The following is a 15,614-nucleotide window of genomic DNA, read 5'->3' as shown; positions in this document are numbered from 1 at the left end:
AATGTTCGACGTTGAAAAAATACGGGAGGAGTTCCCGATCCTGCACCGCGAAGTCTACGGCAAGCCGCTGGTTTACCTCGACAGCGGGGCTACGGCCCAGAAACCCCGGACGGTGATCGAGACGGTCGATCGCCTTCACCGGGAGCTGAACGCCAACATTCACCGCGGGGTGCATTTCCTCTCGGAGGAGGCGACGGTGTTGTATGAAGCCGCCCGGGAGCGGATCGCTGCGTTCGTCGGGGCGGCCGCGAAGGAGGAGATCGTCTTCACGGCGGGCGCCACGGCGTCGCTCAACACGGTGGCTTACGCCTGGGGCGACGCCTTCGTCGGAGCGGGGGACAACATCCTCGTCAGCGAGATGGAGCACCACTCGAACATCGTGCCGTGGCAGATGCTGGCCGAACGCAAGGGGGCCGAAATCCGCGTGCTTCCGTTCGACGAGGCGGGAGCGCTGCGCACGGACCTCCTGCCGTCGCTCGTGGACGAACGTACGCGCGTGGTGGCCGTCACGCAGGCGTCCAACACGCTCGGCACGCGGCCCGACCTGCGGACGGTGGTCGAAGCGGCGCATACCGCGGGGGCCGTTGTCGTTGTCGACGGCTGTCAGGGCGTGGTTCACGGCGGGGTCGATGTCCGGGCGATGGACTGCGACTTCTACGCCTTCTCGGGCCACAAACTCTACGGGCCGACGGGAATCGGCGTGCTGTACGGCAAGCGCGAACTGCTGGAACGGATGCCGCCGTTCATGGGCGGCGGTGACATGGTCGACACGGTGACGTTCGCGAAGACCACCTATGCCCCCGTGCCGCTGAAATTCGAGGCCGGAACGGCCAATTTCGTGGGCGCCATCGGACTGGGCGAGGCGGTGAAGTTCATGCAGCGGTTCGACCCTGCGGAGATCGAAGCCCACGAGGAGACGCTGCTGCGCCGCGCCACGGAGCGGCTGGAGGGGATCGGCGGACTGCGGATTTACGGCACGGCGCCCGGCAAATGCGCCATCCTCTCGTTCAATGTCGAGGGGGTGCATCCCTACGATATGGGGATGATTCTCGACAAGCTGGGCATTGCGGTCCGCACGGGCCAGCACTGCGCCGAGCCGGTGATGGACCACTACGGGACGACGGGCATGTGCCGGGCCTCGTTCGCGCTGTACAATACGCTTGCGGAGGCCGATGCGCTGGCCGCCGGGGTCGAACGGGCCGTGAAGATGCTGCGCAACTGAAAATTAAAAACTACTACCTATGTTCATCGTACTCGAAGGCTTGGACGGAGCGGGCAAGTCGACCCAGATCCGGATGTTGCGCCAGTTGCTCGCAGAACGTGGCGTGGAGAGCGAATACGTTCATTTTCCGCGTTTCGATGCGCCGGTCTACGGCGAACTGATCGCCCGCTTTCTGCGCGGCGAATTCGGCGGCGTGAACGAAGTCGACCCCTATCTGGTGGCCCTGCTCTTCGCGGGCGACCGGGCGGCGGCCGGCCCGCAGATCCGGGCGTGGATCGCCGAAGGCAAAGCCGTGGTCCTCGACCGTTACGTCTATTCGAACGTGGGTTTCCAGTGTGCGAAACTACCTGCCGGCGAGCGGCGCGACCGCCTCGCGCAGTGGATTCTGGACCTGGAATTCGGTTACAACGACCTGCCGCGCCCCGATCTGTCGCTGTTCCTCGACGTGCCGTTCGCCTTCACCGAACGAAAGCTCACGGAGGTCCGCGAGGGAGACGACCGCGACTACCTGCAAGGCAGCCGGGACATTCACGAAGACGCTCTCGACCTGCAACGGCGCGTGCGCGAGGTGTACCTCGCCGCCGCGGCGAAGGACGATTCGCTGCGTGTGGTCGATTGCAGCGATCCGTCGGGGGCGATGGGTTCGCCCGAACATAATTTCGAAAAAATACGGGCCGTGCTGGCCCCGATACTCGACGCGCGATGAGAAAGACCCGGACTTTCAAAATCGCGGCCAACGTCTGCCGGCTGATCCTCGCCTGCACGTTCATCGTTTCGGGTTTCACGAAGGTGATAGATCCGTGGGGCACGGCGCTGAAGGTCAACGAGTATCTTTCGATCTACGGACTCGACTACCTGCAGCCCGGGGCGATGGTCTTTTCGATCTGGCTGTGCGGCGCGGAGCTGATGATGGGCTGCATGCTGCTGTTCAAGGTCCGTATCCGGCTGATTTCGATCTTCGCCGTGCTGTCGATGGTTTTCTTCACGCTGCTGACGCTGTTGAGCGCCACGCTCATCCCCGTCGAGGACTGCGGGTGCTTCGGCGAGGCGCTGAAACTTACCCCGTGGGAGACTTTCGTCAAGAACGTCGTGCTGCTGCCGATGGCCTTCGTGGTGTGGTGGCGTTACCGGCCCGACAAGATTTTCGCCTTCAAACCGCTGGAGATCGTGCTTACCTGCACGTTCTTCTTTCTGGCGATGTACCTCGGCTATTACTGTTACATCCACCTGCCGCTCGTGGATTTCCTGCCCTATAAGGTCGGGGTCAATATCCGCGAGGCGATGCAGGCTCCCATCGTCGAGCCGGGCGAGTCGGAAACCGTGCTGGTATACCGCAACAGGCGGACGGGCCGCGAGCGCGAGTTCTCGCTGGAAGACACCGAGTGGCAGGATGCCGAAAAGTGGGAGTGGGTCGACACCCGCACCACGAGCGAAGTCCCGGCCGTGAGACCTCTTGTGAGCGAATTCGCCCTGCGCGACGCCGAGGGCGACGCCACGGAGGAGGTGCTGACGATGCCGGGGCGGGTTTACATGCTCTGTGTCACGGCTTTCGACCGCCTGCCGCGTTCGTGCGCACGGCGCATGGCCCGGCTTGCGGAGCGCGCCCGTGAGGAGGGTGCGCACGTGGTCTGCCTGACGCCCGATCCGCTTTACGGCGTCACGTGGCACGAGTTCGGCACGGTGGAGGTGCGGTGCTACAACATCGACACCTCGACGATGAAAACCATGCTCCGCGCCGATAACGGGCTTGTCGTGCTGGACGACGGAACCATCACCTCTAAAAAGAACTGTCGCGATATTCGTCCGTAGGGGCATCCTGCGGGACGCTGGTATGAAAGTTGACGCCGGAAACGGTGTCAACTTTTTTCGTATGCGAATCATCCCCATTTTAGCGATCGCCCTGCTTGCCGGGGCGTGTTCCCGCAAGACGCCCGCACCTGCGGTGGTACGCCCCGTGAAGGTGGCGACGGCTGCCGGCGCGGGACTTATCGACAAGGATTTCGCCGGCATGGCTACTCCCGACGACGCTGTGAACCTCGCCTTCAAGGTGGCGGGGCAGGTCCTCGACGTGCCCGTTTCGCAGGGCGCGGGCGTGAAGAAGGGGGAGCTGCTCGCCGAACTCGACCCCCGGGACATCGAGTTGCAGGTCGCGGCGACCCGCTCGGCCTTCGAGGAGACCCGCTCGCAGCAGCAGCGCATGCAGCGGCTGCTGGAGCACGAGGCGGTGTCGCGGCAGGAGGCCGAAGCGGCCGCGACGCGCTATGCGCAGGCCCGCTCGACCTACGAGAACACCCTCGACCTGCTGAAGGACACCCGCCTGAAGGCTCCGTTCGCCGGGGTCGTCGAGCGCAAGTACGTCGATAATTTCGAACGCGTGCAGGCCGGACAGCCGATTCTCCGGCTGGTCAATCCCGTCACCTCGACCGTCCAGTTCACGCTGCCCGAAAACGCGCTGCCGCTGTTGCGGGACAGCTCCACGCGCTTTACCGTCGCGTTCGACAACTACCGGGGCGCGGCCATTCCGGCCCGCCTGAAAGAGTATGTCGAAACCTCGTCCGACGCCTCGGGATTCCCCGTGTCGCTGACCCTCGAAAACCCCGATCCGGCCCGTTACCGCATCTCGCCCGGCATGTCGTGCACGATCACCATGTTGAGCGCCGATCCCGTTCCCGATGCCGTGTCGCTGCCCGTTTCGGCCGTCTACGCCCCGGCCGGGGGCGGGACCTACGTCTGGATCGTCGGCGCGGGCGACCGCGTCATGCGCCGCGAGGTGACGCTCGGGGAGCTGTTCGGCCGCGACCGGGTGGTTATCGACAGCGGCGTTGCGCCCGGCGAACGGGTCGTCACGGCGGGCGTTTACCAGCTGCGCGAGGGCGAACGGGTCCGCATCTTAAACTGACGCCGCCATGAACCTGCCCGAATATTCATTGCGCAGCGCCAAGGTGATCTGGTTCTTCCTCTTCGTCCTGCTGGCCGGGGGAGCGCTGGGCTTCGCCACGCTGGGAAAGAAAGAGGATTCGGCCTTTGTGATCAAAATCGCGTCGATGGTCTGCTCCTATCCCGGGGCTACGCCGCAGCAGGTCGAAGAACTCGTCACCGAGCCTATCGAACGCGAGGTGCAGTCGATGCGCCGCGTGCATAAAATCACTTCGGAATCCTATTACGGGCTTTCGAAGATACAGGTCGAACTGGACCCGGCCACACCCGCCTCCGAAATTCCGCAATTGTGGGACGAACTGCGCCGCAAGGTGCTCAACGTCCAGCCGCGCCTGCCCGCGGGGGCTTCGGCGGTGACCGTCGCCGACGATTTCGGCGACGTGTACGGCATCTACTACGGGCTTTCGGTCGACGGAGGCTTCACCTGGTCCGAACTGCGCGACTGGGCGCAGCGGCTCAAAACGGCGCTCGTGACGGTCGACGGCGTGCAGAAGGTGGCCCTTTACGGCGAACAGACGCCCGTGGTGAACGTCTATGTCAGCATGGCGACGCTGGCCAATTTCGCCATCCGTCCCGAAACTATCGTCGCGACCATCGGCCAGCAGAATTCCATCGTCGACAGCGGCGAGAAGCAGGCCGGAAAACTCCAGATACAGATTCTCGAGGACGGAACCTACAAGACGCTCGACGACCTTTCGGACCAGCTGCTGATCTCCTCTTCGGGCAAACAGTACCGCCTGGGCGACATCGCCCGCGTCGAGCGGGGCTACGCCGAGCCGCCGCAGACGATGATGCGCGTCGACGGCCGCCGCGCCGTGGGCATCGGCGTCTCGACCGAGGAGGGCGTCGACGTGGTGAAGACCGGTGCGGAGATCGAATCTCTGCTGGCTTCGCTCACGCGGCAGATGCCGCTGGGCATGGAGCTGACGGTGCTCTATCCCGAGAACCGCATCGCCCGGGAGGCCAATTCCACATTCATTCTCAACCTCGCCGAGTCGGTTGCGATCGTCATTCTGATCATCATGCTCGTCATGGGCTTCCGCGCCGGGGTGCTGATCGGCAGTTCGCTGCTCTTCTCGATCGGCGGCACGCTGCTCCTGATGCAATTTCTGGGCGAGGGGCTGAACCGCACCTCGCTGGCCGGTTTCATCATCGCGATGGGCATGCTCGTCGACAACGCCATCGTCGTCACCGACAATGCACAACAGGCCATGCTGCGGGGCGTGGCACGCCGTAGCGCCGTCGTTGACGGAGCCAACGCCCCGCGGTGGAGCCTGCTGGGGGCCACGCTGATCGCCATATTCTCGTTTCTGCCGCTGTACCTCGCCCCCTCGTCGGTGGCCGAGATCGTCAAGCCGCTGTTCGTCGTGCTGGCCCTCTCGCTGCTGTTGAGCTGGGTGCTGGCCCTGACGCAGACGCCGCTGTTCGGCAATTTCATGCTCAAGGTGAAACCTGTCGCCGGCGATCCCTACGACACGCGCTTCTACCGCGCCTTCGACCGCCTGCTGGCCGCCCTGCTGCGGTGGCGGTGGGCCGTCACGGCGACGGTCGCGGGGCTGTTCGTCCTGTCGCTGGTCGTCATGGGGCTGATGCCCCAGAACTTCTTTCCGTCGCTCGACAAACCTTATTTCCGGGCCGACGTGCTGCTGCCCGACGGGTATAATATCCGCGATACGGAGCGTAATCTGCTCGCCATGGAGGAGTGGCTGCGCGCGCAGCCCGAGGTGAAGACCGTCTCGATGACGCTCGGGTCGACGCCGCCGCGCTATTACTTGGCCAGCAGCAGCGTCTCGATGCGTCCCAATTTCGGCAACATCCTCGTCGAACTGCACGACAAGCGGCAGACCGAGGCTGTCGAGGAGCGTTTCAACGCCTATGTCACCGCGAATTTTCCCGACGTGTGGCTGCGCTCGTCGCTCTTCAAGCTCTCGCCCGTGCCCGACGCGGCCATCGAATTCGGCTTCATCGGCGACGACGTCGACACGCTGCGCCGTCTCGCGGCCCGGGCCGAAGAGGTGATGTGGCACACCCCCGGAGCCGTAAACATCCGCAACGGCTGGGGCAACCGCGTGCCGATGTGGCAGCCGGTCTACTCGCAGATGAAGGGCCAGCGCATCGGCGTCACCCGCAGCCAGATGGCCCGCGGCATCACCATCGCCACGCAGGGCTACACGCTGGGCGAATACCGCGAGGGCGACCAGTTCATGCCGATCCTTCTGAAAGACGAGAACATCGGTTCGTATAACCTGACCAATTTGCAGGCCCTGCCGATCTTCAATCCTTCGGGCAAGGTCTTTTCGATTGAGCAGGCGACCGACGGATTCCGTTTCGATTTCCGGCCGGGCGTCATCAAGCGTTTCAACCGCCAGCGGGTGATGAAGGCCCAATGCGACCCGGGCCGCGGGGTCAACACCATGCAGTTGTTCGCCGCGCTGCGCGATTCGGTGGACCGCGCCGTGGTACTTCCCGAAGGCTACTCGATGAAGGTCTTCGGCGAGCAGGAGAGCCAGCAGGAGTCCAACGAGGCGCTGGCCGAATACATGCCGCTGACGCTGGTGCTCATCCTCATCGTCCTGCTGCTGCTGCTGCGCAACTACCGCGAGCCGGTCGTCATTCTGCTGATGATCCCCCTGATCTTCATCGGCGTGGTGCTGGGACTGGCCGTCACGGGCAAGGTGTTCAACTTTTTCTCCCTGCTGGGGTTGCTGGGACTCGTCGGCATGAACATCAAGAACGCCGTGGTGCTCGTCGAGCAGATCGGCGTGCTGCGGGCCGCGGGCAAAGACCCCTACGAGGCCCTGACCTCTGCGACGCGCAGCCGTATCGTCCCGGTGGCGATGGCCTCGGGAACGACCATTCTGGGCATGCTGCCGCTGTTGTTCGACTCGATGTTCGGCGCGATGGCCGCCACGATCATGGGCGGACTGCTGGTCGCCACGCTGCTGACGGTCTGCGTCCTGCCGGTGGTCTACGCGCTGTTCTACAATATCCGCAAGCCATGAAGATAACAGTTTCGATAATCGCCCTTTGGCTCTGCGTCCCGGTGCTGGGGCAGACTTCGCTCGCCGACTACCGCGCTGCCGTCGCCGATTACAGCTGGCAGCTGAAGATCGCCGCCTCGAAGAGCGATGCGGCGGCCGAGACGGCGGGGCAGGCCCGCACGGGCTACTTGCCGCGGCTCGCGATGGACGGCAGTTTCACGGCGACCGTGCGCCATTTCGACGGCGTGGAACGCTGGACGTTCAGCCTCCTGCCGCAGCTGGTGCAGACCGTCTACGGCGGCGGTGCGGTGCGGGCCGCGGCCCGGCAGGCCGAACTGGACTACGGCATCGCGCTGTGCGACGAGGAGTTTTCGCGCCTCGACGTGCGCTATGCCGCCGACTACGCCTACTGGAACCTCTCGGCCGTGGAACTCTATGCCGCCTCGATGCGGCAGTATGTCGCGATCATCCGTTCGCTCAAGGAGGTCGTCGACCGCCGCTTTTCGGAGGGTTATATCGCCAAGGGCGACGTGCTGATGATCGACGCACGGTTGAGCGAGGCCGAATATTCGCTCGTGAGCGCCGAGCAGAGTTACGAGGTCGCGCTCCACAACTTCAACATCCTCCGCGGAACCGACGCCGCGCTCGGCGTACAGCTCGCGCAGGACATCCGCGACTCGCTGCCGATGCCCGGACGGGTCGTGGCGGCCGAGGCGCTGGAGCGGCGTCCCGACTATGCCGCCGCACGGCTGCGCTCGGAGCAGGCCGAGGCGGGAATCCGGGCCGTCCGCGCGCCGTTCAATCCGCAGCTGAGCGTGGGTGTCGGCGGCATGTGGCAGCCCTATTACCCCAACAGCACGGGTGCGACCTACGTCGACGGATCGGCTTTCGTGAAACTCTCCGTGCCGATCTTCCACTGGGGCGAACGCCGCCGGGCCGTGGGGGCCGCGCGCGCCGTGCAGTTGCAGCAGGAGTGGAACGCCGCGCTCGTGCACGACGACATCGTGCGCGAGGAGATGAACGGCTGGACGGCCCTCGTGCAGAGCCGCGCGCAGGTCGACGCCTCGGAAGAGAGCCTCCGCATCGCGGGCGAGAACCTCTCCATCAGCACCTATTCCTACGGCGAAGGCCTGGCGACGATCCTCGACGTCCTGCAAGCCCAGCTGAGCTGGATTCAGCTCTATTCGAACGCCATCCGGGCGCACTACAACTATGCCGTGGCGGTGTCGGACTACCAGCGCATCACGGCGCAATAGAAAAACGGCGGAGAATCTCTCCGCCGTTTTTTCCTGCCGCCGGGCGTTCTACGCCTTCGCCGGCTGGGTGCTGACCACGGCGATCTCGCGCGACACGGGTGCGATCCTGCGCAGCATCTGCACCATGCCGCAGTACTTTTCGTGTGTCAGTTCCAGTGCGCGGCCGACTTTCGCCTGGTCGTCTTCGGAGCTGCATTCGACGTTGTAAACCACATGGAACGAGCGGTATACGCTTTCGGATTGAACCGTCTCGGCGGATAAATCGCCCGAAAAGCTGATTTCGAAGCGTTTGGGCGTGATGCGCTCTTTCTGCATGATCATCAGCGCCGTCTGGGCGGAGCATTGCGCCGCGGCGTAGAGCATCAGGGTCTTGGGATTCATCGCGTCGCATCCGGTGCCGTTTTCGGTCCGGAATTTCCCGTTTTCGGACATCTGTAAAGTTACTTTTTCAATCATGGATTTCGGTTTTTGTGTTCAACAATAACCCAGGGGCAAATTCCGTTCCTTTGGTAGTGTGCGGATGGGCAAAAATTCGTATATTTGCCCGTATTTAGTGAAACAATGCATATGCGAAAATTCCGGATTTCATTGCTGACCCTTGCCCTTGCGGCGTGCGCCTTCGGCGCGCAGGCTGCCGGGCCTGAAATAGAGACCCTCGCGGGGCGCGCCCGCGACCTGTTCGATTACGGCCGCTGGAGCGACGCCCGGCAGGAATTCCTGCGCGTCAGGGCGGCGCTGACGCCTTCGGACCGCCTGCTGGCCCAGGAGGCGGATTTTTACCTGGCCGCCTGCGCCGTGGAGCTGGGCAGCCCCGATGCCGAAGGGGCCTTGCGCGAATTCGCGGAGCGTTATCCCGAATCGGTCTACGCCAACGACGTGCATTTCGCACTCGGTTCGTTCTACTGCGCCGCGGGGAACATGGAAAAGGCCCGCGAGGCTTTCGCGCAGACCGATTACAAGGCGTTGAGCGCGCCGCGCCGCGAGCAGTACGACATCCGCATGGGCTACGTCGCGTTCGCCGGGGGCGACTACCGGAAGGCGTACGACTATTTCGACCGCATCGGCAGCCGCAGCGAATACGCCGATCACGCCCGTTACTACAAGGCCTATATCGACTACGCCGAAGGGCGTTACGGCCGTGCGAAGCAGGCCTTCACGGCGCTTCTGCGCAGCGACGCCTACCGCGACGTGGTTCCCTATTACCTCATGCAGATCGAGTTCCGCGAGGGCAACTACCGCTATGTGGTCGAAAACGGCGAGACGCTGGCCCGCCGGGCCGTTCCCGAGCGGCGCGCCGAGCTGGAGCGCGTGGTCGCCGAATCGTGGTTCCGGCTGGAGGATTTCAACAGGACGCTGGAGCACCTCGCGGCTTTCCGGAAGGCCGGCGGGGAGATGGACCGCGACGCCAGCTACCTGGAGGGCTTCTCGCTCTACCGCACGGCCCGCTATGCGGAGGCCGCGGAGTGGCTGCGCAAGGCGTGCGGCGCTGAAGACGCGCTGACGCAGAACGCCTCCTACCACCTGGCCGACTGTTACCTGCGCGCCGGGGACAAGGAGTCGGCGATGCAGGCTTTCGCGATGGCTTCCGACGAGTCGCTCGACGCGACGGTGGCCGAGGACGCGCTGTTCAACTACGCCAAATTGCAGTACGAACTGGGCGGCGGCGCCTTCAACGGCGCGATCAACGTGCTGACGCGCTATGTCGAACGCTATCCTTCGTCGCCGCGTGCGGAGGAGGCCCGTGCGCTGCTGATCGCCGCTTACTACAACTCCCGCGACTACGATGCCGCGTACAGGGCCATCAAACAGATGCCCTCGGGCGACGCCGACATCCGCGCGGCGTTGCAGAAGATCACCTATTTCCGCGCTCTGGAGGCCTACAAGGCGGGCGACATGCGTGCGGCGCAGCGTTACCTCACGGAATCCGCCGCGGTGAACGTCAGCCCCAAGTACACCGCGCTGAATGCCTTCTGGCAGGGTGAAATCGCCTTCGCACAGGGCGACTACCCGGTGGCGGCGGCCAAATACAACGCCTACCTGAAGCGTGCGCCCCGCACCGAGCGGGAGTATGCGCTGGCGTGGTACAATCTCGGTTACTGCGCCTTCGACCGCAACGACCTGGGGCAGGCGCAGGCTTCGTTCCGAAAGTTCCTCGCCGCCTGGTCGCCGCGCGACCGTTACCGCGCCGACGCCTACAACCGGTTGGGCGACGCGGCCTATTCCGACCGCCGTTTCGAGGAGGCCGTGGGGGAGTATGACAAAGCCATCGCCCTGGCGACGCCCGAACAGCAGTACGCCCGCTACAAACGGGCCGTGACGCTCGGCATCCTGGGCCGCACGGACCAGAAGCAGCAGGCCCTGCGGCAGATCGCCGCTTCGGGCGGCGACTATGCCGACGAAGCCTCCTACGAGCTGGGACGCAGCTACATCGCGCAGGAGAAGTATGCCGAGGGCGCCGCGCAGCTCGAAAAGTTCGTGGCCGCCTATCCGTCGTCGCCGCGCTGCACGCAGGCGCTGTCCGACCTCGGGCTGGCCTACCTGAATCTGGGCGACAAGCAAAAGTCGCTCAAGTATTACGATCGGGTGGTCGGGGCGTCGCCCCACTCCTCGGAAGCCAGGGGCGCGATGCAATCGATCCGCGAGATCTACGTTTCGCAGGGCGACGCCGACGCCTATTTCGACTACGCCGCCAAGGCCGGACTGGAGAGCGACCTGACGGCCCTTTCGCGCGACTCGCTGTCGTTCGCCGCGGCACAGAAACTCTACCTCGACGGACAGCAGGAGGCTGCCGCGAAGTCGCTGCGCAGCTATGTGCAGAGCTATCCGAAGGGGTATTACCTAACCGACGCGCTCTACTATTTGAGCGACTGCTACCTCCGCTCGGGCGAGCGCGGGGAGGCCATCGAGACGCTCACGGCGCTCGCCGACCGGGGGACGACCCAGTACACGGTCGCCGTGCTGGAGAAGCTCTCCGAGATGACTTATGCCGACGAACGCTGGGACGAGGCCGCCTCGGCCTACCGCCGGCTTTACGACGCCGCGCCGACCAAAACGGGCCGCGAGGAGGCCATGAAGGGCTATGTGCGTGCGACGGTGGCCGGGGGCGACGGGGCGAAGATCGCCGCGATGGCCGCCGACGTCTGCGGGCACGACGATGCGGGGGCCGCGGCGCTCCGCGAAGCGAAGTACGCCTGGGCCGGGCAGCTGCGCGCCGAAGGCCGCCGCGACGAGGCCGTGAAGCTCTACCGCGAACTGGCGAAGGACGTGCGCACGAAAGAGGGTTCCGAGGCTGCCTATTACGTGATCGAATCCACGTTCGGGAGCGGCGACATGGACAAGACCGAAAAGGAGGTCTTTGCCTTCTCCGAACGGGAGCCGCAGGCCTACTGGCTGGCCAAGGCCTTTATCCTGCTGGGCGACGTGTATGTGAAGAAAGGGGATAATTTCCAGGCCCGGGCAACGTGGCAGAGTGTCGCCGACGGTTATTCGCCTGCCGACGACGGCATCGTGGACGAAGCGAAGGCGCGAATCGCAAAACTCAACTGACGATGAAGAAGATGCTGATAGTGGCCGCCTTCGCGGCGGTGCTGCCGCAGTTGGCTGCGGCGCAGGTCGAAAAGCAGGTCGAAGTGACCAAGGCCTATGTCCCGAAGGTGGAGAGCGCCTCGAAACTGGCCGTCCAGCCCGACATGACCGACACGGCGCGCATGCGCCCCGAAATCGACTACACCATTACGCCGCTGTCGTTGCGCACGACGCTCTCGCCGCGTCCGATCCGCCCCGCGACGGTGACCTACTGGGAGTTCAACCGCCCGCTGCCCTTCTACCTGAAGGCCGGGGCGGGGTATCCGCTCAACTCGGTGCTGGACTTCTACGCCTCGTCGCAGAATCCGTCGACGGGCTACGTCGTGGGGTACGTCAACCACGAGGGGCGGTACGCCGATATTAAAAACGATTTCGGGGTGAAGAACAATTCGACGCGGATGTTCAACCGCATCGGGGCCGCCGCGGGCAAGTATTTCGGCCGGCACATCCTCGAAGGCGACATTTACTACGACAACCGGATGTATCACCGTTACGGGGCCTGGGCCGACGGAGACGGTGCGGGCCTCGGGATCGGGGGGATGAACGACTACGGCGATGCGAACGTCGCGGTGCGTTTCGGCGACAATTTTCAGGACTTGAGCCGCACGAACTTTGAAATAGCCCTGCGCGGGGGGATGTTCTTCGACCACTCCGAGTGGCCGGATTACGGCGACAAGGCCCGGCAGACCGCACTCGGGGCCAGGGCGAAGATCGCCCGGGGATTCGGCCGCAGCAGGTTCTCGCTCGAAGCGGGATACGAATTGCGGTCCGGGCAGAAATCGCTGGAGGGCAGCAGCCAGCAGCTGATCCACGCCGCCCTGCGCTACGGTTTCGCAGGCGGGGTCGTGCGCTTCGACGTGGGGGCCGACTACTACCGCGACCGGACCGAGTTCGAAGGAGAACCCTCGAACCTCGTGAAGAGTGAAAATTATGTCATTCCTTTCGCCCGGCTCGATTTCAACCTCGGAACGCCGGGGCTGAAACCCTTCTTCGAGGCCGACGGCGCGGTGACGCCGAACGACTTCCGGGCGCTGACGCAGGAAAATCCCTATGTCGCCTCCTCGACGTGGCTCGACAAAAGTTCCGTGGACTACAATTTCCGTCTCGGACTGGGCGGCAGTCTCTGGCGCAGCCGCTTCGACTACCGTGTCTACGCCGGGGTGTCGGTCCGCGACAACCATCTTTTCTGGACCACGTACCGGAGTTTGTCGGACGATCCTGCTTTTTCGGAGGTTTTTCAGGGCGTTCTGGTCCCTGTGATGGCGCGGCAGACCGTCACTTCGTTCAACGGCGAGATCGAGTTCCGGCCCGTGAGCGCGCTGAAATTCGACCTGGGCGTGCACGGCTACCTCTATAACGACGAGACGGACCTGAAAAACGGCGCTCCGTCGTTCGCCGGGAACGTGGGCGTCGCCTACGAGGGCCGCAAGGTCTCGTTCGGGGTGAAGGCGCTGATGCAGGGCGTGCGCCGCTGGACGGTGATCGACCTTTCGGCTACGACCGACGCTTCGGAACCGGTCTGTGGTCCGTCTTTCGAAGCGCCCTTCGGCGTGGACCTGCGGGTGAATTTCGACTGGAAGGTTTCGGGCCGCGTGACGTTCTTCGCCGAGGGCCGCAACCTCGTCAACCGCCGCCTGTACGAATACCCCTGGTATCCCGAACTGGGAGCCAATTTCACGGTGGGCGTCAAGGCCAATTTCTGAAACCGTTTCCGCCGGGAGCGGTTTTCCGGAACGGGGGCTTTTTCGAAAAGCCCCCGTTTTTTTGCCCCTCGCGAAAGACGACAATTCGTTTAATTGATGATCATTTTCGGCTGTCGGGAAGAACCGACCGGAAATTTCGCTATATTGGAGCGAATTTAATTCACACGACCATGAAACATACAATGCCCGAGCTTCCCTATGCACCGGAAGCGCTTGCTCCGAAGATGAGCAAAGAGACCTTCGATTACCACTATGGAAAGCATTTGCAGACTTATGTGAACAACCTGAACAACCTGATCGCGGGGACGCCTTACGAGGAGATGCCGCTCGACGAGATCGTTCGCAAGGCCGACGGGGGCATTTTCAACAATGCCGCCCAGGCCTGGAACCATACCTTCTTTTTCCGGATGCTGACTCCCGCGCAGCAGCCGATGCCCGCGAAGCTGGCCGCCAAACTCACCGAGGCGTTCGGTTCGGTGGAGGCTTTCAAGGAGCAGTTCACCAAGGCCGCCGTGGGGCTGTTCGGCTCCGGATGGGCGTGGCTGGCAATGGACAAGGCCGGGAAACTGTCGATCGTCGCCAAGCTGAACGCCGGCAACCCGATGACCGACGGACTGCGTCCGGTGATGACCGTGGACGTTTGGGAGCACGCCTATTACATCGACTACCGCAACCGTCGTCCCGATTTTCTGGCGGCGTTCTGGGAGCTGATCGACTGGCAAAAGGTCGCCGACCGCTGCATCCCGAAGCGATACAAGTGCACGGCCTGCGACTACGTCTACGACCCGGCGAAGGGCGATCCCGAGACGGGCATCGAGCCGGGGACGCCCTTCGAGGAGATTCCCGACGACTGGACCTGCCCGATCTGCGGACTCTACAAGACCGACTTCGAGGCTGTCGAGGAGTAAACGAAAAACCTCCGCGCCACCGGGGCTGACTGTTTTCGAGATACCGTTCTGTAAATCAGAACGGTATTTTTATTGAAAAGAGCAAGGGTTACGAATTGGTGACGGAAGTCTTACATTTTGTTGCACCCTTATACAATATATCCAAGAACTCACGACAAAGATAGTTAAAATATTCTACATAAGCAAATTAACGAATATAAAAGCATTAAGTACTATTTAAGCATATCCAACTCGGATATGCTTTTTTGTGCTACGAGCGGGTTGATTATTTAGTTGCCTGTTTTAACTAAATTATTACTATCGGAATGTTTCCTATCATTGCATCGTCTAACCAACGATCATTGTAATGAAGCCATTGAAAGGTAATCCGACTCTGCGTTTGTTACGTCTGGTATTGCGACGATTCAATCGTCTCGAACTACTCATCCAAAACAATTCTCGACCTTTACCCGATGACCTGATCGACACTCCGGCAGTCCGCATGCTTACCCGGATGTCCGACCGTACCCTCTCCCGTCGTCGAAGCGACGGCACGATCCCTTATGTCAAGCACGGCGGCAAAATCTATTACAGCAGATCGCGCGTTCTCGAAGCCCTCCGGAATGAACCCAACACCACATCAACCAATAAAGTAAAGAAGTCATGAAAAAGATGATTCTTATCGAGCGAAGCAAATTCGCTCTGCTCGTTCGCAGCCACATGAAAGCCTCGAACATGCTCCTCGTATTGCAGCATGTCTGCCGGGAGCGCCGTATTTCTCTTTCGATGACGCAGGAGGAAGTCTGCCAGCTCATCCGACTCGATCCGGATTTCGTCGAGAAATACAAACGTCGCGGAAAACTCTGTCCCGTCGAGGATCAGGATGGCAAGCAATATTATAATGTACTGGATTTCATCAATCTGAAAGACATGCAGGAGAGTAAGCGTATTTTCTATCAGACAATGGAACAAGCAGTGCCGGATACGGCGATTACGATTGATCGGGAATAACCACTCAAATTCAACGAGGCTGCCTAACAAAT

12 protein-coding genes are annotated in these 15,614 nt (G+C 62.6%); 11 read left to right on the top strand and 1 reads right to left on the bottom strand.

Annotated features, from left to right (window positions below; translation table 11 throughout):
* Position 1 precedes the first annotated feature (1 nt).
* From NQ492_RS00910 to NQ492_RS00885, 6 genes are all read left to right on the top strand, one after another.
* Entirely contained in the window at positions 2–1,222 is a 1,221-nt protein-coding gene (locus NQ492_RS00910) for an aminotransferase class V-fold PLP-dependent enzyme (protein ID WP_015546590.1), read from the top strand.
* 19 nt (positions 1,223–1,241) lie between these two features.
* The gene (locus NQ492_RS00905; protein ID WP_015546591.1) at positions 1,242–1,928 is read left to right on the top strand and encodes a dTMP kinase; all 687 of its coding nucleotides are present in this window, start codon (positions 1,242–1,244) and stop codon (positions 1,926–1,928) included.
* Positions 1,925–3,031 (top strand): BT_3928 family protein, encoded by a 1,107-nt coding sequence (locus NQ492_RS00900; protein WP_015546592.1) that lies wholly within the window; start codon positions 1,925–1,927, stop codon positions 3,029–3,031. The genes NQ492_RS00905 and NQ492_RS00900 overlap by 4 nt, the downstream gene beginning before the upstream one ends.
* A 61-nt stretch (positions 3,032–3,092) precedes the next feature.
* Positions 3,093–4,121: an efflux RND transporter periplasmic adaptor subunit gene (locus tag NQ492_RS00895; RefSeq protein WP_015546593.1), complete on the top strand. Its 1,029-nt coding sequence runs from the start codon at positions 3,093–3,095 to the stop codon at positions 4,119–4,121.
* Positions 4,122–4,128: 7 nt separating this feature from the next.
* On the top strand, positions 4,129–7,161 hold the full coding sequence (locus NQ492_RS00890) for an efflux RND transporter permease subunit (protein WP_015546594.1): 3,033 nt from the start codon (positions 4,129–4,131) through the stop codon (positions 7,159–7,161).
* The gene (locus tag NQ492_RS00885) at positions 7,158–8,396 is read left to right on the top strand and encodes a TolC family protein (protein WP_015546595.1); all 1,239 of its coding nucleotides are present in this window, start codon (positions 7,158–7,160) and stop codon (positions 8,394–8,396) included. The genes NQ492_RS00890 and NQ492_RS00885 overlap by 4 nt, the downstream gene beginning before the upstream one ends.
* Positions 8,397–8,444: 48 nt before the next feature.
* Here NQ492_RS00885 and NQ492_RS00880 read toward each other — a convergent pair whose 3' ends face one another.
* Positions 8,445–8,852, bottom strand: a complete 408-nt coding sequence (locus NQ492_RS00880) for an OsmC family protein (protein ID WP_044054131.1) — start codon at positions 8,850–8,852, stop codon at positions 8,445–8,447.
* 111 nt (positions 8,853–8,963) lie between these two features.
* Between NQ492_RS00880 and NQ492_RS00875 the strand changes: the two genes are divergently transcribed.
* From NQ492_RS00875 to NQ492_RS00850, 5 genes are all read left to right on the top strand, one after another.
* Complete coding sequence (locus NQ492_RS00875) at positions 8,964–11,942, top strand: tetratricopeptide repeat protein (RefSeq protein ID WP_044054133.1); 2,979 nt, start codon at positions 8,964–8,966, stop codon at positions 11,940–11,942.
* Between the two features lie 2 nt (positions 11,943–11,944).
* Positions 11,945–13,684 carry a TonB-dependent receptor gene (locus NQ492_RS00870; RefSeq protein WP_015546597.1) on the top strand — a complete coding sequence of 580 codons (1,740 nt, stop codon included), beginning with the start codon at positions 11,945–11,947 and terminating at the stop codon, positions 13,682–13,684.
* 170 nt (positions 13,685–13,854) lie between these two features.
* Positions 13,855–14,592 carry a rubredoxin gene (rd, locus tag NQ492_RS00865; RefSeq protein ID WP_044054135.1) on the top strand — a complete coding sequence of 246 codons (738 nt, stop codon included), beginning with the start codon at positions 13,855–13,857 and terminating at the stop codon, positions 14,590–14,592.
* Between the two features lie 346 nt (positions 14,593–14,938).
* On the top strand, positions 14,939–15,238 hold the full coding sequence (locus NQ492_RS00855; protein ID WP_138265195.1) for a helix-turn-helix domain-containing protein: 300 nt from the start codon (positions 14,939–14,941) through the stop codon (positions 15,236–15,238).
* Complete coding sequence (locus tag NQ492_RS00850) at positions 15,235–15,582, top strand: hypothetical protein (protein ID WP_015546599.1); 348 nt, start codon at positions 15,235–15,237, stop codon at positions 15,580–15,582. The genes NQ492_RS00855 and NQ492_RS00850 overlap by 4 nt, the downstream gene beginning before the upstream one ends.
* Positions 15,583–15,614 lie beyond the last annotated feature (32 nt).

This window comes from Alistipes shahii WAL 8301, from assembly GCF_025145845.1.
Classification (GTDB): domain Bacteria; phylum Bacteroidota; class Bacteroidia; order Bacteroidales; family Rikenellaceae; genus Alistipes; species Alistipes shahii.
This window is presented reverse-complemented; position numbering and strand designations above follow the sequence as displayed.